This window comes from Nocardia nova NBRC 15556, assembly GCF_001613005.1.
Classification (GTDB): domain Bacteria; phylum Actinomycetota; class Actinomycetes; order Mycobacteriales; family Mycobacteriaceae; genus Nocardia; species Nocardia nova.
This window is the reverse complement of record NZ_BDBN01000058.1, coordinates 1-18156: the sequence shown is the minus strand read 5'-3', so window position 1 is coordinate 18156 and position 18156 is coordinate 1. Positions and strand designations below refer to the sequence as shown.

The 18156-nt window shown below is 66.7% G+C and carries 18 protein-coding genes; all 18 read left to right on the top strand.

Annotation, left to right across the window (positions count from 1 at the left end; translation table 11 throughout):
- Positions 1-114 precede the first annotated feature (114 nt).
- Complete coding sequence (gene rho, locus NN2_RS22480) at positions 115-2118, top strand: transcription termination factor Rho (RefSeq protein WP_104367467.1); 2004 nt, start codon at positions 115-117, stop codon at positions 2116-2118.
- Between the two features lie 873 nt (positions 2119-2991).
- Positions 2992-3228: a 50S ribosomal protein L31 gene (gene rpmE / locus NN2_RS22475; RefSeq protein WP_030518286.1), complete on the top strand. Its 237-nt coding sequence runs from the start codon at positions 2992-2994 to the stop codon at positions 3226-3228.
- 90 nt (positions 3229-3318) lie between these two features.
- The gene (gene prfA / locus NN2_RS22470; protein WP_063015839.1) at positions 3319-4401 is read left to right on the top strand and encodes a peptide chain release factor 1; all 1083 of its coding nucleotides are present in this window, start codon (positions 3319-3321) and stop codon (positions 4399-4401) included.
- Entirely contained in the window at positions 4401-5300 is a 900-nt protein-coding gene (prmC, locus tag NN2_RS22465) for a peptide chain release factor N(5)-glutamine methyltransferase (protein WP_063015874.1), read from the top strand. The genes prfA and prmC overlap by 1 nt, the downstream gene beginning before the upstream one ends.
- A gap of 71 nt (positions 5301-5371) precedes the next feature.
- Complete coding sequence (locus NN2_RS22460) at positions 5372-6037, top strand: L-threonylcarbamoyladenylate synthase (RefSeq protein ID WP_036498542.1); 666 nt, start codon at positions 5372-5374, stop codon at positions 6035-6037.
- A gap of 11 nt (positions 6038-6048) precedes the next feature.
- On the top strand, positions 6049-7200 hold the full coding sequence (locus NN2_RS22455; RefSeq protein ID WP_030518282.1) for an MraY family glycosyltransferase: 1152 nt from the start codon (positions 6049-6051) through the stop codon (positions 7198-7200).
- 22 nt (positions 7201-7222) lie between these two features.
- Positions 7223-7675, top strand: a complete 453-nt coding sequence (locus NN2_RS22450; protein WP_063015838.1) for a Cg1360 family ATP-synthase-associated protein — start codon at positions 7223-7225, stop codon at positions 7673-7675.
- Between the two features lie 319 nt (positions 7676-7994).
- The gene (gene atpB, locus NN2_RS22445) at positions 7995-8771 is read left to right on the top strand and encodes a F0F1 ATP synthase subunit A (protein ID WP_081879867.1); all 777 of its coding nucleotides are present in this window, start codon (positions 7995-7997) and stop codon (positions 8769-8771) included.
- Positions 8772-8841: 70 nt separating this feature from the next.
- On the top strand, positions 8842-9090 hold the full coding sequence (locus tag NN2_RS22440; RefSeq protein WP_025347580.1) for an ATP synthase F0 subunit C: 249 nt from the start codon (positions 8842-8844) through the stop codon (positions 9088-9090).
- Between the two features lie 5 nt (positions 9091-9095).
- Complete coding sequence (locus NN2_RS22435; RefSeq protein ID WP_036526120.1) at positions 9096-9650, top strand: F0F1 ATP synthase subunit B; 555 nt, start codon at positions 9096-9098, stop codon at positions 9648-9650.
- Positions 9651-9739: 89 nt separating this feature from the next.
- The gene (locus NN2_RS22430) at positions 9740-10549 is read left to right on the top strand and encodes a F0F1 ATP synthase subunit delta (protein ID WP_030518278.1); all 810 of its coding nucleotides are present in this window, start codon (positions 9740-9742) and stop codon (positions 10547-10549) included.
- Between the two features lie 60 nt (positions 10550-10609).
- Complete coding sequence (atpA, locus tag NN2_RS22425) at positions 10610-12247, top strand: F0F1 ATP synthase subunit alpha (protein WP_063015837.1); 1638 nt, start codon at positions 10610-10612, stop codon at positions 12245-12247.
- A 54-nt stretch (positions 12248-12301) separates the two neighbouring features.
- Positions 12302-13270 (top strand): F0F1 ATP synthase subunit gamma, encoded by a 969-nt coding sequence (locus NN2_RS22420; RefSeq protein WP_063015836.1) that lies wholly within the window; start codon positions 12302-12304, stop codon positions 13268-13270.
- 26 nt (positions 13271-13296) lie between these two features.
- On the top strand, positions 13297-14745 hold the full coding sequence (gene atpD / locus NN2_RS22415; RefSeq protein ID WP_039776817.1) for a F0F1 ATP synthase subunit beta: 1449 nt from the start codon (positions 13297-13299) through the stop codon (positions 14743-14745).
- 6 nt (positions 14746-14751) lie between these two features.
- Complete coding sequence (locus tag NN2_RS22410) at positions 14752-15126, top strand: F0F1 ATP synthase subunit epsilon (RefSeq protein WP_030518274.1); 375 nt, start codon at positions 14752-14754, stop codon at positions 15124-15126.
- Between the two features lie 439 nt (positions 15127-15565).
- The gene (locus NN2_RS22405) at positions 15566-15988 is read left to right on the top strand and encodes a DUF2550 domain-containing protein (RefSeq protein ID WP_030518273.1); all 423 of its coding nucleotides are present in this window, start codon (positions 15566-15568) and stop codon (positions 15986-15988) included.
- A 24-nt stretch (positions 15989-16012) separates the two neighbouring features.
- Positions 16013-16621, top strand: a complete 609-nt coding sequence (locus tag NN2_RS22400) for a cob(I)yrinic acid a,c-diamide adenosyltransferase (protein ID WP_063015835.1) — start codon at positions 16013-16015, stop codon at positions 16619-16621.
- 10 nt (positions 16622-16631) lie between these two features.
- Positions 16632-17894 (top strand): UDP-N-acetylglucosamine 1-carboxyvinyltransferase, encoded by a 1263-nt coding sequence (gene murA, locus NN2_RS22395; protein ID WP_063015834.1) that lies wholly within the window; start codon positions 16632-16634, stop codon positions 17892-17894.
- The last annotated feature ends 262 nt before the right edge of the window (positions 17895-18156 follow it).

The following is an 18156-nucleotide window of genomic DNA, read 5'->3' as shown; positions in this document are numbered from 1 at the left end:
AATCGAGGGAAGGAAAGGATCTCCGTGACAGATACGGACCTGCTCGCGACACCCGGGGTGGACACTGCAAATCCCTCGGACGGCCGCGAAAGTGACTCCGGACAGATTTCGAAGATGAGCGAACACACCGACGTCGCACGATCGGGGCTGACTGGAATGTTGTTGCCGCAGTTGCGTGCGCTTGCCGGAGAGCTCGGTATCCGAGGCACATCCGGAATGCGTAAGGGCGATCTCATCGCCGCCATCAAGGAAAATCAGGCTTCCGCCGGCGCCGGCAAGTCCGCGCGTGGTGGCCGGGGTGATGCGAAATCCGCCGAAGCGGACTCGGGCGTCGAGCCCGTCGCGAAGTCCGCGTCGAATGCCGGCGCTGCGACCGAATCCGGCGCGGCGGCGAAGACGGACTCCCCCCAGACCTCCGAGAACGCCGCCGAGTCCACCGGCAAGGGCCGCGCCAAGAACGATGCGCCGAAGGGCACCCGCAACGGTGCCGCGCGCGGTCAGCAGCAGACTCTCGACGGTGTGGGCGCCGAGAACGCGTCCGCCAAGGCGGAAACCGCGGAATCGGCTGCGCGCCCGGCCGATTCGGGTGACGAGTCCGGCCGTGACGGCGGCCAGCGTGGCCGCGGCCGCCAGCGTCGTGGCCGCGACCAGCGTGGCGAGGGCGGCGACAACCGTGGCGACAACCGCGGTGGTGAGGTTCGCGCCGAAACCAAGACCGAACCGAAGGCCGAGGGCGGCGACGCCAAGGCGGATCAGGAGTCGGGCGATCGTCGCCGCGACCGCAACCAGTCCGGCGGTCAGAACCAGGCCGGCCAGAACGGTGCCGCCCGCGGTGGCGACCGTGGCGGAGACCGTGGTGGCGACGACGAGGAAGGTGGGCGCGGGCGCCGCGGCCGCCGGTTCCGGGAGCGCCGTCGTGGCGGGCGTGACCGCGAGGGTGGCGAGGGCCGCGAGGTCGAGATCCGCGAGGACGACGTCCTGCAGCCGGTCGCCGGCATCCTCGACGTGCTGGACAACTACGCGTTCGTCCGCACCTCCGGCTACCTGGCCGGCCCGAACGACGTCTACGTGTCGATGAACCTGGTGCGTAAGAACGGCCTGCGCCGCGGCGACGCGATCACCGGTGCGGTGCGTGCTCCGCGCGAGGGCGAACAGGGCAACCAGCGGCAGAAGTTCGATCCGCTGGTGCGGCTGGACACGGTCAACGGCTCGGATGTCGAATCCGCCCGCCGTCGGCCGGAATTCAACAAGCTCACCCCGCTGTACCCCAACCAGCGGCTGCGGCTCGAGACCACGCCGAACAAGCTGACGACCCGCGTGATCGACCTGATCATGCCGATCGGTAAGGGTCAGCGTGCGCTGATCGTGTCGCCGCCCAAGGCGGGTAAGACCACGATCCTGCAGGACATCGCGAACGCGATCGCCACCAACAACCCCGAGTGCTACCTGATGGTGGTGCTGGTGGACGAGCGTCCCGAAGAGGTCACCGATATGCAGCGCTCGGTGCGCGGCGAGGTGATCGCCTCCACGTTCGACCGTCCGCCGAGCGACCACACCTCGGTCGCCGAACTCGCCATCGAGCGGGCCAAGCGCCTGGTCGAGATGGGGCAGGACGTCGTCGTGCTGCTCGACTCGATCACCCGGCTGGGTCGTGCGTACAACAACTCCTCGCCGGCCTCCGGTCGCATCCTGTCCGGTGGTGTGGACTCGACCGCGCTGTACCCGCCCAAGCGGTTCCTCGGCGCGGCTCGCAACATCGAGAACGGCGGCTCGCTGACCATCATCGCCACCGCCATGGTGGAGACCGGTTCCACCGGTGACACGGTGATCTTCGAGGAGTTCAAGGGCACCGGTAACGCCGAGCTCAAGCTCGATCGCAAGATCGCCGAGCGCCGCGTGTTCCCGGCCGTCGACATCAACCCGTCCAGCACCCGCCACGACGAGCTGCTGATGTCGCCCGACGAGATGGCGGTCATCCACAAGCTGCGCCGGGTGCTCTCGGGCCTCGATTCGCAGCAGGCGATCGACCTGCTCATCGACCGTTTGAAGAAGTCGAAGAGCAACGTCGAATTCCTGATGACGGTCTCGAAGACCGCGCCGGGCGCCTTGGACGAATAGGAGAGCAGTACATCTCTCCGTGCCCGGTGCGCACCCGCAGGTGCCGCTCGGCTCGCGATAATGCGGCCCCGCTTCGGCGGGGCCGCATTGCTGTCTGCGCGAACCGTCCACGTCGATGATCGCGTCGCCGGTCGGCGTGTGGCGGGGTCGGCGCATAGAACAGCAGGCCGATCACCGCGGCGCCGGTGATCAGGCAGATCAGAATCAGGGCGGTGACGCCGGTGATGGACCCGGTGGAGACCGAGGTCGCGGCGAATTCGTAGGGCCGATCCGGTCCGGCGGGCGTCGCGACGGTCGCGCGGGGCGGGGTGCCGGAGGCGGTCAGCCACCCGGTGACGACGAGTACGCCCAGCGTGGCCAAGACGGTCGCCGCGCCGATCTCCTTCGCATGTTCGTGGCCCGGCACCGGGCGGATGGTGCGATCTCCCAGGCGGCGGTCTCCGGGGCGGGGCTCGCCGACGGCGGGGGCGCGCGATCTCCTACTCGCCCCCCGCGCGGTGTGGAAATTCACTGCTGTCCCTCGGATCGTCGGCTCGATTGCCATGGGTCTTCTTCCTGCAACGAATCTACGAACAAAGGTGTTCATATTCCCGAGTAGCCGACTACTCGTTTTCAGGGTGGCTCGAGAACCGCGAGTTCGCGTGCCGTCAGTTCCTTGGGGTGTGCGGCCTTCCGGTGCGCGCCGATGCCGGAACAAATCCGGTGCGGGGTGCGTTGTGAGTGCGTATCGGCGGTTCTGGCATACTGGACCGTCGGTGCGTCTGCGATCGGCAGACCATCCCGCCTAGTCGGTTCCGGTTCACGTCCAGCACGGCAGCACGGCAGATACAGCCGTGGGCCGGGGCGACCCGGGGCCAGATCGAGAGGACACCCATGAAGGCAGGAATCCACCCGGCATACGTGCCGACCACCGTTGTCTGCGGTTGCGGCAACACCTTCCAGACTCACAGCACCAAGGAGTCGGGCCACATCACCGTCGAGGTCTGCTCGCAGTGCCACCCGTTCTACACGGGCAAGCAGAAGATCCTCGACACCGGCGGTCGCGTCGCCCGCTTCGAGGCCCGCTACGGCAAGCGCGCCAAGAAGGCCGAGGGTTCGGAAGCCAAGTAGCTGCCCCGCCAACGCCCGTCCTGCATTCGCAGGCCGGGCGTTGGTGCGTTTATAGGTGACCGAAAGCTCCCAGCAGGAGGCATAACCGCCATGGCCGACAAGATCACGGCCCCATCCGCCATCGACGACATTCTCGCCGAGCACGCCGGCCTGGAAACCCAGCTGTCGGATCCGGCGCTGCACAACAATCCCGGTGAGGCCCGTCGCGTCGGTAAGCGGTTCGCCGAATTGGCGCCGATCATGTCGACCTACACCAAGCTCACCGCGGCCCGCGACGATCTGGCCGCGGCCCGGGAGCTGGCAGCCGACGACTCGTCCTTCGCCGCCGAGGTGCCCGGCCTCGAACACCAGGTCGAGGAACTGGAGAAGACGCTCACCGATCTGCTCGCCCCGCGCGATCCGCACGATGCCGACGATGTCGTGCTCGAGGTGAAGTCGGGGGAGGGCGGCGAGGAGTCGGCCCTGTTCGCCTCCGATCTGGCTCGCATGTACATCCGCTACGCCGAACGCCACGGCTGGAAGGTCGAAGTACTCGACGCCAACGTGTCCGACCTGGGCGGATACAAGGAGGCGACGCTGTCGATCAAGAGCCGCGAGCCCAGTCGCGACGGCGTCTGGTCCCGGCTGAAGTTCGAGGGCGGGGTCCATCGCGTGCAGCGCGTGCCGGTCACCGAATCGCAGGGGCGCATCCACACCTCGGCGGCCGGCGTGCTGATCTACCCCGAACCCGACGAGGTCGAACAGGTCCAGATCGACGAATCCGATCTGCGCATCGACGTCTACCGCTCCTCCGGTAAGGGCGGCCAGGGCGTCAACACCACCGACTCCGCGGTCCGCATCACGCACCTGCCCACCGGGATCGTCGTGACCTGCCAGAACGAGCGTTCGCAGCTGCAGAACAAGATCCGCGCGATGCAGGTCCTCTCGGCGCGGTTGCAGAGCCTGGCCGAGGAACAGGCCGAGGCCGACGCGGCCGCGGGCCGTGCCTCACAGATCCGCACGGTCGACCGCTCCGAGCGCATCCGCACCTACAACTTCCCCGAGAACCGCATCACCGACCACCGCATCGGCTTCAAGGCCCACAATCTGGATTCGGTGCTGGACGGCGAACTGGACGCGCTGCTGGACGCTCTGGGCGAAGCCGATCGCACCGCCCGGCTCGCGGCGGAATGATGCCGGACCCGGGTGAGGCGGGCAAGCACCGGCTGCCGCTGCGACCCGCGATCCTCGACGCGGCCCGCACGCTCGCGGCGGCCGGGGTGCACAGCCCGCAGATCGACGCGGAATTCCTGGCCGCTTTCGTCCTCGAGGTCGAGCGTTCGCGCCTGGCGCTGATTCCGATGGTCACACCGGAACAGCTCGAACGGTTCCACAAACTGGTGGCTCGCCGGGCCGAGCGGGTGCCGCTGCAGCATCTGACCGGCGCCGCCTCCATGGGCGAGGTGGATCTGGCGGTGGGCCCCGGCGTCTTCATTCCGCGACCGGAGACCGAGCTGATCTTCGCGTGGGCGCTGGCCCAGCTCGAGGCCGCCGGCCACGGGCACCCCCCGATCGTCGTCGACCTGTGCACCGGATCGGGCGCGCTGGCCCTGGCGATCGCCAACGCCCGTCCCGACGCCGAGGTGCACGCGGTCGAAATCGACGCCACCGCAAGGCAATGGACGCAGCGCAACGCCGAACGGCAAGTAGCGCAGGGAGATACGCCGATCGTTCTGCACGCCGGCGATGTCACCGACGCGCACGTGCTGGCCGAGCTGAACGGCCGCGTCGACGTCGTGGTCGCCAACCCGCCCTACATCCCCACCGGCGGGCGGCTGGATCCCGAAGTGGCCGAACACGATCCGCATCTCGCGCTGTTCGGCGGCCCGGACGGACTCGAGGTGATCGCCCCGATGGTCGCCACCATCGCGCGGCTGCTGCGGCCCGAGGGCGTGACCGCCGTCGAACACGACGACTCGCACGGTGCCCAAGTCGCGGCGTTGTTCGCCGGGCACGGCGGATTCTCCGACATCGTCGAACATCCGGATCTGGCCGGCCGGCCGCGCTTCGTCGCCGCGCGTCGCACTCGCTGACGCACGGATTGCCGAGAATTTGCGCGAAGCCGGGCAACGTGCCGTGAGACACATTCAATAGACTCACCGCCGTGAGTACCGTCTACGACTGCTCCGATCCCGATTCTCGTGCCGCCGGATTGACCGCCGCGCGGACCACCTTGAAATCCGGACGGCTGGCCGTCATCCCTACCGATACGGTCTACGGAATCGCCGCGGACGCGTTCGATTCCACGGCTGTGGCCGGTCTGCTGGCGGCCAAGCGGCGCGGGCGCGACATGCCCGTGCCGGTGCTGGTGGGCTCGTGGAACACCATCGACGGACTCGTCTTCTCCGTGCAGCCGCAGGCACGGGATCTGATCCGTGCCTTCTGGCCGGGCGGGCTGAGCCTGGTCGTGCAGCAGGCGCCCTCGCTGGCCTGGGATCTCGGCGACGCCCGGGGCACGGTGATGTTGCGCATGCCGCTGCACCCGATCGCGCTGGAACTGCTGCGCGAGGTCGGCCCGATGGCCGTATCGAGCGCGAACGTCTCCGGGCAGCCGCCCGCCACGACGGTCACCGAGGCGCGACACCAGCTCGGGAACCAGGTCGGCGTCTACCTCGACGGCGGCCCGGCCGAACACGGCGTGCCCTCCACGATCGTGGACCTGACCGGCGACCGCCCGCGGGTGCTGCGGGCCGGCGCGGTGACCGTCGCGCAGGTCGCCGAGGTGCTGGGCATGGCGCCGGACGAACTCTCGCCCGAGACCACCCGCTGACGGCCCGGTAGATGGTTTTCAGTCAGGGTGCGGTCGTCCCGCTGCGCGAGCTGCTTCTGGTGCTGCTCGTGTCCGCGGTGGTGACGATGTTGTCCACCGGCGGAATTCGGGTGCTGGCCATCGGTTTCGGCGCCATCGCGGTGCCACGTGATCGTGATGTGCATCTCGAGCCGATTCCCCGCATGGGCGGGGTCGGCATCTATCTGGGCGTACTGGCCGCGGTGCTGTTCGCCCACCAGCTGCCGGCGCTGCGCCGCGGTTTCGACTACCCGCGCGACATTCCGGCCGTGCTGGTCGCGGGCACGCTGATCGTCCTGGTCGGCATCGTCGACGACCGCTGGGGCCTGGACGCGCTGACGAAGTTCGTGGGCCAGATCTCGGCCGCCGGGGCGATGGCCGTAATGGGCCTGAGCTGGGTGGCCATCTACAACCCGTTCAGCAACACCACGGTCGTGCTCGACCAGCTGCAGGGCTGGGTGGTCACGGTGGCCATCACCGTCACCATGATCAACGCGATGAACTTCGTGGACGGCCTCGACGGTCTCGCGGCCGGGCTGGGGCTGATCGCCGCGGCGGCGGTCTTCGTGTTCACCGTGGGTTTGCTCTACCAGCAGGGCGGTGCCACCGACGGCTATCCGCCGGCCCTGCTGGCCGCGGCGCTGGCGGGCGGATGTCTGGGATTTCTGCCACACAATTTCCACCCGGCGCGAATATTCATGGGCGATTCCGGATCGATGTTGATCGGTTTGATGCTCGCCGCCGTGTCGACCGGCGCGTCCGGCCGAATTCCGCTCACCGGATACGGGCCGCGCGACATCGTGGGTCTGCTGTCACCGCTGTTGCTGGTGGGAGCGGTGATGTTCATTCCGGTATTGGATCTGGTGCTGGCAATCGTGCGTCGCGTGCGCGCGGGTGTGAGTTTCTCCACTCCCGACAAAATGCATTTGCATCACCGTTTGTTGCAGATCGGCCATTCGCACCGACGCGTGGTGTTGTTGATCTATCTGTGGGTCGGCGTGCTCGCATTCGCGGCCGTCGGAACCTCTTTGATGGACCGTCGCGTGGTGGTTCTGCTGTTCGCGGCGGGTTTGGTTTTCGCCTTGGTTGTGACGGCCGTCCCATCGCTGCGCGAAGTGGTCGGGCTCCGCGGTCGCCGCAAGTAAGGAACGGGTAAAGTGGCTCGACGTGAGCACGGCACCCGAATTGCACCCCGACGCGCCACTACGAGCAGCGCTGCGTTACGGCATCGCCGGATTGTGCGTGCTGGTGGTGGTTTCGGTCGTCGCCGGCTCGGTCGTCGCGGGCTGGGCCGGTTTCTGGGGCGCGCTCATCGGATCCGCGATCGGTGGTTTCTTCATTCTCACCACGGCCGCGCTCGTGCTGTTCAGTGCGAAATTGGATTCCGGCATTCAGGGCATGGTGATGCTGGCGAGCTGGATCGGCAAAATACTGGTCGTGATGATCGTGGTCGCGATCTTGCACCAGTTCGATTTCTACAGCCCCGGCACCCTCTTCCTGACCGTCGTGGGCGCGTTGCTGATTGTTCTCGGAGCCGAGACGTACGGGCTTCTGCGCCAACGTGTTCCGGTGATCGACCCGCCCGCGGGCTCCGCCGACCAAGATCGTTCGAACGTGTGAACAAGACCCCCTACACGTTGTCGTAGATACCTTGGTAAACTCTTTACCGTAAGCATCCGAACCAACGGGGCCGACCGCATCGTCGCCGGTGCGAGAGGTTATGCTTGCTGCCGTGCCGGTCCTTCGGTGAGAAGATCCGGCCCTGCACCGTCGACGATGTCGCCGACGTACAGACGCCACGGCGGGACTTCCCGCGCAGCTGCTGACGAACTTCGAGCCGACCTGAGTCGACCCACCTGATCGTCAATGTCCGATCGAACCGCGAGATGGAACATGTCTCGCGGCCCGAACACGGGAGAGAACGCTGAGCGTCACCACTTTGGCGGGCGAGTTCCACGCGCCTTCGCTGCAAGACTTCTTCCCTCCGGCTGTGCTGTTCGAGGGGACGCCTTTCGAGCTCGACCGTTTGATGCTCATTCGCATCATCATGGCGGCAGTCCTGGTCGCGGTCATGTTGCTCGCATTCCGGAGCCCGCGCCTGGTGCCGCGCGGACTGCAGAACGCCGCGGAAATCGGTCTGCTGTTCGTTCGGGAGCAGATCTGCGAAGAGGTGCTCGGCAAGGAAAGTGGCCGCCGGTATTTCCCGTTGATCGCCACGATCTTCTTCACGGTGCTGTTCCTGAACTTCTCCAGCGTCATCCCGTTCTTGAACATCTCCTCGAACGCACGCGTCGGTATGCCGTTGGTGCTGGCGGTCATCGCCTATATCGCCTTCAACTACGTGGGTATCCGCAAGTACGGCTTCTGGAAATACATGCGCTCGTCCATCGTCGTGCCGAATGTTCCGGTCGCGCTGCACGTGCTGCTGATTCCGATCGAGTTCATCTCGACCTTCATCCTGCGTCCGTTCACGCTGACCGTCCGACTCATGGCCAACATGCTGTCCGGTCACATCATGCTGGTGCTGTTCTTCAGCGCCACCCAGTTCTTCCTCTTCGACGCCGCTTCGTGGATGAAGATCTTCTCGCCGTTCTCCTTGCTCGCGGGATTCGGATTCACCCTGTTCGAACTTCTGGTGATCTTCCTGCAGGCCTACGTGTTCGCGCTCCTGACGGCCGTCTACATCGGCCTCGCGCAGCACGCCGACTCGCACTGACCGCACGACCGCACAAGAACTGCCCCACCGGCCGCCGGGTGGGTGGGCAACAGAAAGGGAAAGAAATCTCATGAGCCTCTCCTACGTGGCCGCCGAACTCGCCCAGACCTCGGATCGGGTCAAGGGCTACGGCGCTATCGGTTACGGTCTGGCCGCGATCGGCCCGGGTGTCGGCGTCGGCATCGTCGTCGGTAAGGCGATCGAGGGCATCGCCCGTCAGCCTGAGCTGCAGGGCACCATCCGGACCAACATGTTCCTGGGTATCGCGTTCACCGAGGCCCTCGCGCTGATCGGCCTCGTCGCCGGCTTCATCTTCTGATTCCGATGAACAGCATGTACTTGCTCGCCGAGAATGCAGAGGACAAGAACCCTCTGATTCCGGAGCCATACGACATCGTCTGGTCGGTGGTGTGCGTTGTCGTCATCGGGATCCTGTTCTACAAGTACGTGGTTCCTCGATTGACGAAGGTGCTCGACGAGCGCTCGGAGAAGATCGAAGGCGGCATGGCCAAGGCCGAGGCCGCACAGGCCGAGGCGCAGGAAACCCTGCAGCAGTACCAGCAGCAGCTGGCCGAGGCTCGGCTCGAGGCCGCGCGCATCCGTGAGGAAGCGCGTACCCAGGGCCAGCAGATCCTCGCGCAGTTGCGCTCGGAGGCTCAGGCCGAAGCCGATCGCATCGTCTCCGCCGGAAACGCGCAGCTCGACGCGCAGCGTCAGCAGATCGTGACCGAGCTCCGGTCCGAGCTCGGCCGCACCGCGGTCGACCTGGCCGAAAAGATCATCGGGCAGTCCGTGGCGGACGAAGCCAAGCAGGCGGCGTCCATCGATCGGTTCCTCACCGAGCTGGATCAGAAGGCCGGCATCGGGGTCGGAAGGTAACCTGCGCCTGAGAGGTCTTGTCGGTGACGCAAGTCACCGGCGCCCGACCACTCCGGGCCCCGGAATTCAACACAGTGAAAGTGGGAAGCATGTACGCAGCGAGCCGCGAGGCGAGTTCCCGTGCGAGGGAAGCTCTTTCGGCCGCACTCACCGGGAGTGACTCCGTCGCCGCCACGACGGGCTCCGAACTGTTCGCCGTAGTCGCCGTGCTCGACGACCAGCGTTCGCTGCGTGTGGCGCTCGCGGATAAGTCGGTGTCGAGTTCGGTGCGTGCCGAACTGGCCGAACGCGTGTTCGGCGGCAAGATCAGCGCGGCCACTCAGGCCGTGCTGACCACTGCCGTCGCCCAGGACTGGTCTCGGACCCGAGACCTGGTCGACACCCTGGTGCTGCTCGGGCAGGAGGCGCTGTTACGCGCCGCGGCCGACCGCGGACGTATCGACGCCGTCGAGGACGAGTTGTTCCGGTTGGGCCGCACCGTCGAAGACAACCCGGATCTGGAGCAGGCACTCACCGATCGCGGTAAGCCGGCGGCCGCCAAGCGCGACCTGCTGGCGCGGCTGCTCGCCGGGAAGGTCGAAGACGTCACCATGCAGCTGGCCGAGCAGGCGGTCGGCCGGTCGCGCGGTGATGTCGGCGTCGCCTTCGACCAGCTGTCCGATCTGGCGGCGTCGCTGCGCAAGCAGATCGTCGCGCACGTTCGTTCGGCGACGGCCCTGACGCAGCAGCAGCGGGAGCATCTCGCCGCATCGCTGCAGCGAATCTACGACAAGCCGGTCACCATCCACGTGCAGGTCGATCCGGCACTGCTGGCCGGTGTCGTCGTGCGCATCGGCGACGACGTCATCGACGGCAGCGCCGTCGGCCGACTGCAGCGCCTGCGCCAGGCCCTGGCCTAGCCGAGCCCCGAGCCCGGCACCCACCCGACATTCCAGACCACAGCGAGAGCAGGAAGAACCATGGCGGAGCTGACGATCTCCCCCGATGAGATCCGTAGCGCGATCGAAAGCTACACCCAGAGCTACACCCCCGAAACCTCCATCGAGGAAATCGGCACGGTCACCGACACCAGTGACGGCATCGCGCACGTCAGCGGCCTGCCGTCGGCGATGACCAACGAGATCCTCGAATTCCCCGGCGGTGTGCTGGGTGTCGCGTTGAACCTCGACCCCGACGAGATCGGTGCGGTCATCCTCGGTGAGTTCGACGGCATCGAAGAGGGCCAGCAGGTCCGCCGCACCGGTGACGTGCTCTCGGTGCCGGTCGGCGACAAGTTCCTGGGCCGCGTCATCAACCCCCTCGGCCAGCCGATCGACGGCCTGGGCGAGATCGAGGCCGACGAGCGCCGCGTGCTGGAGCTGCAGGCCGCGACCGTGCTGGAGCGCCAGCCGGTCGAGGAGCCGATGGCCACCGGCATCACCGCCATCGACGCGCTGACCGCCATCGGCCGCGGCCAGCGTCAGCTGGTCATCGGCGACCGCAAGACCGGCAAGACCGCGGTCTGCATCGACGCCATCCTGAACCAGAAGGCCAACTGGGAGTCCGGCGATCCGAAGAAGCAGATGCGCTGCATCTACGTCGCGATCGGCCAGAAGGGCTCCACCATCGCCGGCGTGAAGTCCGCGCTCGAGGCGCACGGTGCGATGGAATACACCACCATCGTCGCGGCCCCGGCCTCCGACTCCGCCGGTTTCAAGTGGCTCGCGCCCTACACCGGTTCCGCGCTCGGCCAGCACTGGATGTACCAGGGCAAGCACGTCCTGATCGTGTTCGACGACCTGTCCAAGCAGGCCGAGGCCTACCGCGCCATCTCGCTGCTGCTGCGTCGCCCGCCGGGCCGTGAGGCGTACCCCGGTGACGTCTTCTACCTGCACTCCCGTCTGCTGGAGCGTTGCGCGAAGCTGTCCGACGCGATGGGCGCCGGTTCGATGACTGGTCTGCCGATCATCGAGACGAAGGCCAACGACATCTCGGCGTTCATCCCGACCAACGTCATCTCCATCACCGACGGCCAGGTCTTCCTCGAGTCCGACCTGTTCAACAAGGGTGTGCGTCCGGCCATCAACGTCGGTACCTCCGTCTCCCGTGTCGGTGGCGCCGCGCAGACCAAGGGCATGAAGAAGGTCGCCGGTTCGCTGCGTCTGGAGCTGGCCTCCTACCGCGAGCTGGAGGCGTTCTCCGCCTTCGCCTCCGACCTGGACGCCGCCTCGCTGGCCCAGCTCGAGCGTGGTGCCCGCTGGGTCGAGCTGCTCAAGCAGGACCAGTACTCGCCGGTCGCCGTCGAGGACCAGATCGTCTCGATCTACCTGGTCGACGCCGGCTACTACGACTCGGTGCCGGTCGGCGACGTCCGCCGCTTCAACTCCGAACTGCTGGAGACGCTGCACCGCGCCGCGCCGCAGGCCTTCGAGTCGATCGCCGGTGGCAAGGTCCTCGAGGGCGAGGCCGCCGACGCGATCAAGACCGAGACCGAGCGCTTCAAGCAGGGCTTCCTGGCCTCCGACGGCAGCCGCGTGGTCAACGAGGCCGAGGCCGGCGAGCTGGACCACGAAGAGGTCGAGTCGCTGTCGGTCACCCGTAAGCACGTCGAGAAGTAAGCCGGGTCCGACGATGCCTACGAATTCGATACGCGAAGGGAGTGTGAACCGCTGATGGCGAACTTGCGTGAATTGCGCTCCCGTATTCGTGGCGTGAGCTCGATCAAGAAGATCACCAAGGCCCAGGAACTGATCGCGACCTCGCGAATCAGCAAGGCCCAGGCCCGGGTGGCCGCCGCGAAGCCGTATGCGGAAGAGATCACGAAGGTGCTCGGCGAATTGGCCAGTGCGTCCTCGAATCTCAACCACCCGCTGCTCACCGAGCGGGCCACTCCGCGCCGCGCCGCCATCCTGGTGATCACCAGTGACAGCGGTATGTGCGGTGGCTACAACTCCAACGTGCTCAAGCGCACCGAGGAGCTCATCACGACGCTGCGCTCCGAGGGCAAGGAGCCGGTGCTGTACGTGATGGGCAACAAGGGCCTGACGTACTACACGTTCCGCAACCGGCCGCTGGCCGGTTCGTGGACCGGGTTCTCGCAGCAGCCGCACTACACCGACGCCTCGGCCGCATGCCATCACCTGGTGGACGTGTTCATGGCGGGTTCCGAGACCGAGGTGGAGGCTCCGGGCGGCGGGACCATGGAGGGCGTGGACGAGATCCACATCGTCTACACCCGCTTCGTCTCGATGCTGTCGCAGGTGCCCGAGGTTCGCCGGCTCGCTCCGATCCAGGTGAGCTTCATCGACGAGAACTTCGAACTCGGCGAGGACATGCTCACCGACTCGCCGGACGCGAAGATCACCTCGCTCTACGAGTTCGAACCGGATGCGGACAAGCTGCTCGGCGCCCTGCTGCCGAAGTACATCAACACCCGCATCTACTCGTCGTTGCTCGAGGCCGCGGCCTCGGAGTCGGCCGCGCGCCGCACCGCAATGAAGGCTGCCACCGACAACGCCACCGAGCTGGTCAATACCCTGACCCGCCAGGCGAACTCGATCCGGCAGGCGAACATCACGCAGGAAATCAGTGAAATCGTCGGCGGCGCGAACGCGCTGGCTGCGTCCTCGGATCGCGACTAAGCCCTAGCCCCCATGGAAGAGAACAAATGACCGCAGCTGTCACGCAAGAAAACGCAAGCCGGGCGGGCGCTGGCACAGGCCGCGTCGTCCGGGTCAACGGCCCCGTTGTGGACGTCGAGTTTCCGCGCGGCGCCATCCCAGATCTGTTCAATGCGCTGCACGCCGACGTCACCCTGCCGTCGGTGGCCAAGACGCTGACCCTCGAGGTCGCGCAGCATCTGGGCGACAACATCGTCCGCACCATTTCGATGCAGCCGACCGACGGCCTGGTCCGCGGCGTCCCGGTGTCCGACACCGGCAAGCCGATCTCGGTTCCGGTCGGCGACGTCACCAAGGGCCACGTGTTCAACGCCCTCGGCGACTGCCTCGACACCCCCGGCCTGGGCCGCGACGGCGAGCAGTGGGGCATCCACCGCCAGCCGCCGGCCTTCGACCAGCTCGAGGGTAAGACCGAGATCCTGGAGACGGGCATCAAGGTCATCGACCTGCTGACCCCGTACGTGAAGGGCGGCAAGATCGGTCTGTTCGGTGGTGCCGGTGTCGGCAAGACCGTTCTGATCCAGGAGATGATCACCCGTATCGCGCGTGAGTTCTCCGGTACGTCGGTGTTCGCCGGCGTCGGTGAGCGCACCCGTGAGGGCACCGACCTCCACCTGGAAATGGAAGAGATGGGCGTCCTTCAGGACACCGCCCTCGTCTTCGGCCAGATGGACGAGCCGCCGGGCACCCGTATGCGCGTCGCGCTGTCCGCGCTGACCATGGCGGAGTACTTCCGCGATGTGCAGGGCCAGGACGTGCTGCTGTTCATCGACAACATCTTCCGCTTCACCCAGGCCGGTTCCGAGGTCTCGACCCTGCTGGGTCGTATGCCTTCGGCCGTCGGTTACCAGCCGACCCTGGCGGACGAGATGGGTCAGCTGCAGGAGCGCATCACCTCGACCCGTGGTCGTTCGATCACCTCGATGCAGGCGATCTACGTCCCCGCCGACGACTACACCGACCCGGCGCCGGCGACCACCTTCGCCCACCTGGACGCGACCACCGAGCTCTCCCGCCCGATTTCGCAGAAGGGTATCTACCCCGCCGTCGACCCGCTGACCTCGACCTCCCGAATCCTCGAGGCCTCGATCGTCGGCGAGCGGCACTTCGCGGTGGCCAACGAGGTCAAGCGAATCCTGCAGAAGTACAAGGAACTGCAGGACATCATCGCGATTCTGGGTATGGACGAGCTCTCCGAAGAGGACAAGGTCCTGGTCGGCCGGGCGCGTCGTCTGGAGAAGTTCCTCGGCCAGAACTTCATCGTGGCCGAGAAGTTCACCGGTCAGCCGGGTTCGGTCGTGCCGCTGGAGCAGACCATCGACGACTTCGAGCGGGTCTGCAAGGGCGAATTCGACCACCTGCCGGAGCAGGCGTTCAACTCCTGCGGTGGCCTGGACGACGTCGAGGCGGCCGCGAAGAAGATCGCCGGGAAGTAGTCCACCATGGCGGATATGTCAGTTGATCTGGTCGCCATCGAGCGGCGGCTGTGGTCGGGGACGGCGAGTTTCGTCAGCGCCCAGACCACGGAAGGTCAGATCGGTATTCTGCACGGCCACGAGCCCGTACTCGGCCAGCTGGTCGAGGGCGGGATCGTGACCATCGACAGCACCGAGGGCGAGCGGATCGTCGCGGCCGTGCACGGAGGTTTCTTCTCGTGCACCGGTGAGGCGGTCCGGATTCTCGCCGAATCGGCGGAATTTGCGGGCGATATCGATCTCGACGCCGCCCGCGCGGTCCTGGCCGATCCGAATGCCTCGGAGCAGGAACAGAACGCGGCGACCGCGCGAATTCGCGCGGTGGAAGCGATGAGCGCCTGACGCGAACGCCTCAGGGCGACAACGGAATAGCGCAACCGTGTGGCGGTCCGGATCTCCGGGCCGCCACCCGGTGTTTCTGCCGGAATTTCGCTGGTGATGAATCGGCCACACCCTCGCCGGGGTGACCGTCCGGGGGTGCGCCCTCCACCCTGTCCTGAGCGCGACCCGATGCCGGCGGGCGAATACGAGACCCATCGTGAACCCGCGCACAGCCAACCCTGACGGGCTTCGAATGCCCTTGTGCGAGTGTGCCTCTGATCACCTTCCTCCGGATCGGCGAATCGGCCGATATCCTCGTTTGTGGAACGGATGTACCGGCTGTGTGCCGCGGCGCCCTGGTTTGTAGACTCGCTGCGGGAGCGGCCTTGTTCGGGGATGGCACGGCGCTGGCGACGGCACAGGGGCGAAGCGAAGGGACGGACCTGGATTGCGGACCGGGATGGTGCTTCTGATCATTCTGGTGCTGCTGCTGGTCGGCGTAGCGCTGGTGTCGCTGTATCGCCTGATCATGTTGCGCCGAGGTGGAACCGCGGCGATTCTGCGCGTCCTTCCGGCGCAGGGTGGTCAAGGGTGGCGGCACGGCCTGATTCGCTACGGCGAATCCCGGCTCGTCTTCTACAAGCTCACCAGCCTGAAGGTGGGACCGGATTCGACCATCCGGCGGCTGGGCATCGAAGTGGTCGATCGGCGTTCTCCGGTGGGCGACGAGTACGACATCATGACCGACGACATCGTCGTGATCGCGGTCTCCGACGGTGACGGCAGCTATGAACTCGCCCTGGATCGGCCGGCGCTGACGGCATTCCTGTCCTGGGTCGAATCGCGGCCCTCCGAACGCATCCGGCGCCGACCGGGACGTTGACCCAGAAATAGGTGGTCACCAGCAATGAGTGTGCATCTGACCAAGATCTATACCCGGACCGGAGACGACGGCACCACCGGTTTGAGCGACTTCTCCCGGGTTCCGAAGACCGATCCGCGGCTGGTGGCCTACGCCGACTGCGACGAGACCAACGCCGCACTCGGTGTGGCTCTCGCCCTCGGCCGGCCGGAATCGCGCATCGCCGAGGTGCTGCGCCAGGTGCAGAACGATCTGTTCGACGCCGGCGCCGATCTGTCCACCCCGGTCGTGCCAGATCCGAAATATCCGCCGCTGCGGATCACCCAGTCCTATATCGACCGGCTGGAACGCTGGTGTGACGAGTTCAATGCCGAACTTGCTCCGCTGAATTCGTTCATCCTGCCCGGCGGCACGCCGTTGGCCGCGCTGCTGCATACGGCCCGCACCGTGGCGCGCCGGGCGGAACGCGCGGCGTGGGCGGCGGTGGACGCACATCCGGACGACATCAGCGTGTTGCCCGCGAAATACCTCAATCGGCTGTCCGATCTGCTGTTCATCCTCGGCCGGGTGGCCAACCCGGACGGTGACGTGCTGTGGCGGCCCGGGGGATCGGAGACCGGCGGACCGGCCGCGACCGACCAGCCCTCCCGTTAGGCTGGCCCCCGTGAGTGAACGGTTTCTGGTGACCGGGGGCAGTCGGCTGGTCGGCGAGGTCGCAGTGGGTGGCGCGAAGAACAGCGTCCTCAAGCTGATGGCCGCCGCCCTGTTGGCCGAAGGCACGACGACGATCACCAACTGCCCGGACATCCTCGACGTACCGCTGATGGCGGAGGTTCTGCGCGGTTTGGGCTGCGATGTCACCGTCGACGGATCGGTGGTCACCATCACCACCCCGGCCGAGCCGAAGTATCACGCCGACTTCCCGGCGGTGACGCAGTTCCGCGCCTCGGTCTGCGTGCTGGGGCCGCTGATGGCGCGGTGCAAGCGCGCGGTCGTCGCGCTGCCCGGCGGCGATGCGATCGGGTCCCGTCCACTCGACATGCATCAGGCCGGTCTGCGACTGCTCGGCGCGACCAGCGAAATCGAGCACGGCTGCCTGGTCGCGCGCGCCGACGAGCTGCAGGGTGCGCGCATCCGGCTGGATTTCCCGTCGGTCGGCGCGACCGAGAACATCCTCATGGCCGCGGTCCTCGCGGAGGGGGAGACGGTGATCGACAACGCCGCGCGCGAACCCGAGATCGTCGACCTGTGCACCATGCTCACCCGGATGGGCGCCCGCATCGACGGCGCAGGCACCTCGGTGCTCACCATCTCCGGCGTGCGCAAACTCGCGCCCACCACCCATCAGGTGATCGGTGACCGGATCGTGGCCGCGACCTGGGGAATCGCCGCCGCGATGACGAGGGGCGACGTGCGCGTCACCGGCCTGAACCCCAAGCACCTCTCGCTGGTGCTGGACAAACTGCGTTCGGCGGGTGCGCGAATCACGTTCGAACCCAACGGTTTCCGGGTGGAACAACCGGAGCGGCCGCGCGCGGTGAACTTCTCCACCCTGCCGTTCCCGGGCTTTCCCACCGATCTGCAGCCGATGGCGATCGGCCTGGCGACCATCGCCGACGGGACGTCCATGATCACCGAGAACATCTTCGAGGCGCGCTTCCGTTTCGTCGAGGAGATGATCCGCCTGGGCGCCGACGCCCGCACCGACGGCCATCACGCGGTGGTCCGGGGCATCCCGCGGCTGTCCAGTGCGCCGGTGTGGTCGTCGGATATTCGCGCCGGCGCGGGTCTGGTGCTCGCGGGTCTGGTCGCCGACGGCGTCACCGAGGTGCACGACGTGTTCCATATCGACCGCGGCTACCCGCACTTCGTGGAGAACCTACGCTCGCTGGGCGCCGAGGTGGAACGGGTCGGCACGCCGGCGTAGTCGGGCGTACATCCGAAAGACCTTCCTGACCAGGCGATTTGACATAGAATCAACCGCCACGTAACTTATTCCAGGTCAGAGCGACACGGACACCAACCCCGGGCCGAAAGGCAAGGGGACAACGAGGTAGTACGGGGAGCGCCTGACGATCACACTGGTTCGACCGAGACCCCGATTTGGTTCGGGTCCGATGGTTGAGCTAAGCTGGAAAAGTTGCCTCGCCGATCGAACAGATGAAAATCTGGGAGATGGTGAGTGCGTG

Coding starts and splice junctions, on each gene's coding strand:
- NN2_RS22455 (WP_030518282.1), top strand. CDS start 6,049: ATGGTTTTCAGTCAGGGTGCGGTCGTCCCGCTGCGCGAGCTGCTTCTG.
- NN2_RS22405 (WP_030518273.1), top strand. CDS start 15,566: ATGGTGCTTCTGATCATTCTGGTGCTGCTGCTGGTCGGCGTAGCGCTG.
- prfA (WP_063015839.1), top strand. CDS start 3,319: ATGGCCGACAAGATCACGGCCCCATCCGCCATCGACGACATTCTCGCC.
- NN2_RS22430 (WP_030518278.1), top strand. CDS start 9,740: ATGTACGCAGCGAGCCGCGAGGCGAGTTCCCGTGCGAGGGAAGCTCTT.
- atpA (WP_063015837.1), top strand. CDS start 10,610: ATGGCGGAGCTGACGATCTCCCCCGATGAGATCCGTAGCGCGATCGAA.
- NN2_RS22410 (WP_030518274.1), top strand. CDS start 14,752: ATGGCGGATATGTCAGTTGATCTGGTCGCCATCGAGCGGCGGCTGTGG.
- NN2_RS22400 (WP_063015835.1), top strand. CDS start 16,013: ATGAGTGTGCATCTGACCAAGATCTATACCCGGACCGGAGACGACGGC.
- NN2_RS22440 (WP_025347580.1), top strand. CDS start 8,842: ATGAGCCTCTCCTACGTGGCCGCCGAACTCGCCCAGACCTCGGATCGG.
- NN2_RS22435 (WP_036526120.1), top strand. CDS start 9,096: ATGAACAGCATGTACTTGCTCGCCGAGAATGCAGAGGACAAGAACCCT.
- NN2_RS22420 (WP_063015836.1), top strand. CDS start 12,302: ATGGCGAACTTGCGTGAATTGCGCTCCCGTATTCGTGGCGTGAGCTCG.
- atpD (WP_039776817.1), top strand. CDS start 13,297: ATGACCGCAGCTGTCACGCAAGAAAACGCAAGCCGGGCGGGCGCTGGC.
- rho (WP_104367467.1), top strand. CDS start 115: ATGAGCGAACACACCGACGTCGCACGATCGGGGCTGACTGGAATGTTG.
- prmC (WP_063015874.1), top strand. CDS start 4,401: ATGCCGGACCCGGGTGAGGCGGGCAAGCACCGGCTGCCGCTGCGACCC.
- rpmE (WP_030518286.1), top strand. CDS start 2,992: ATGAAGGCAGGAATCCACCCGGCATACGTGCCGACCACCGTTGTCTGC.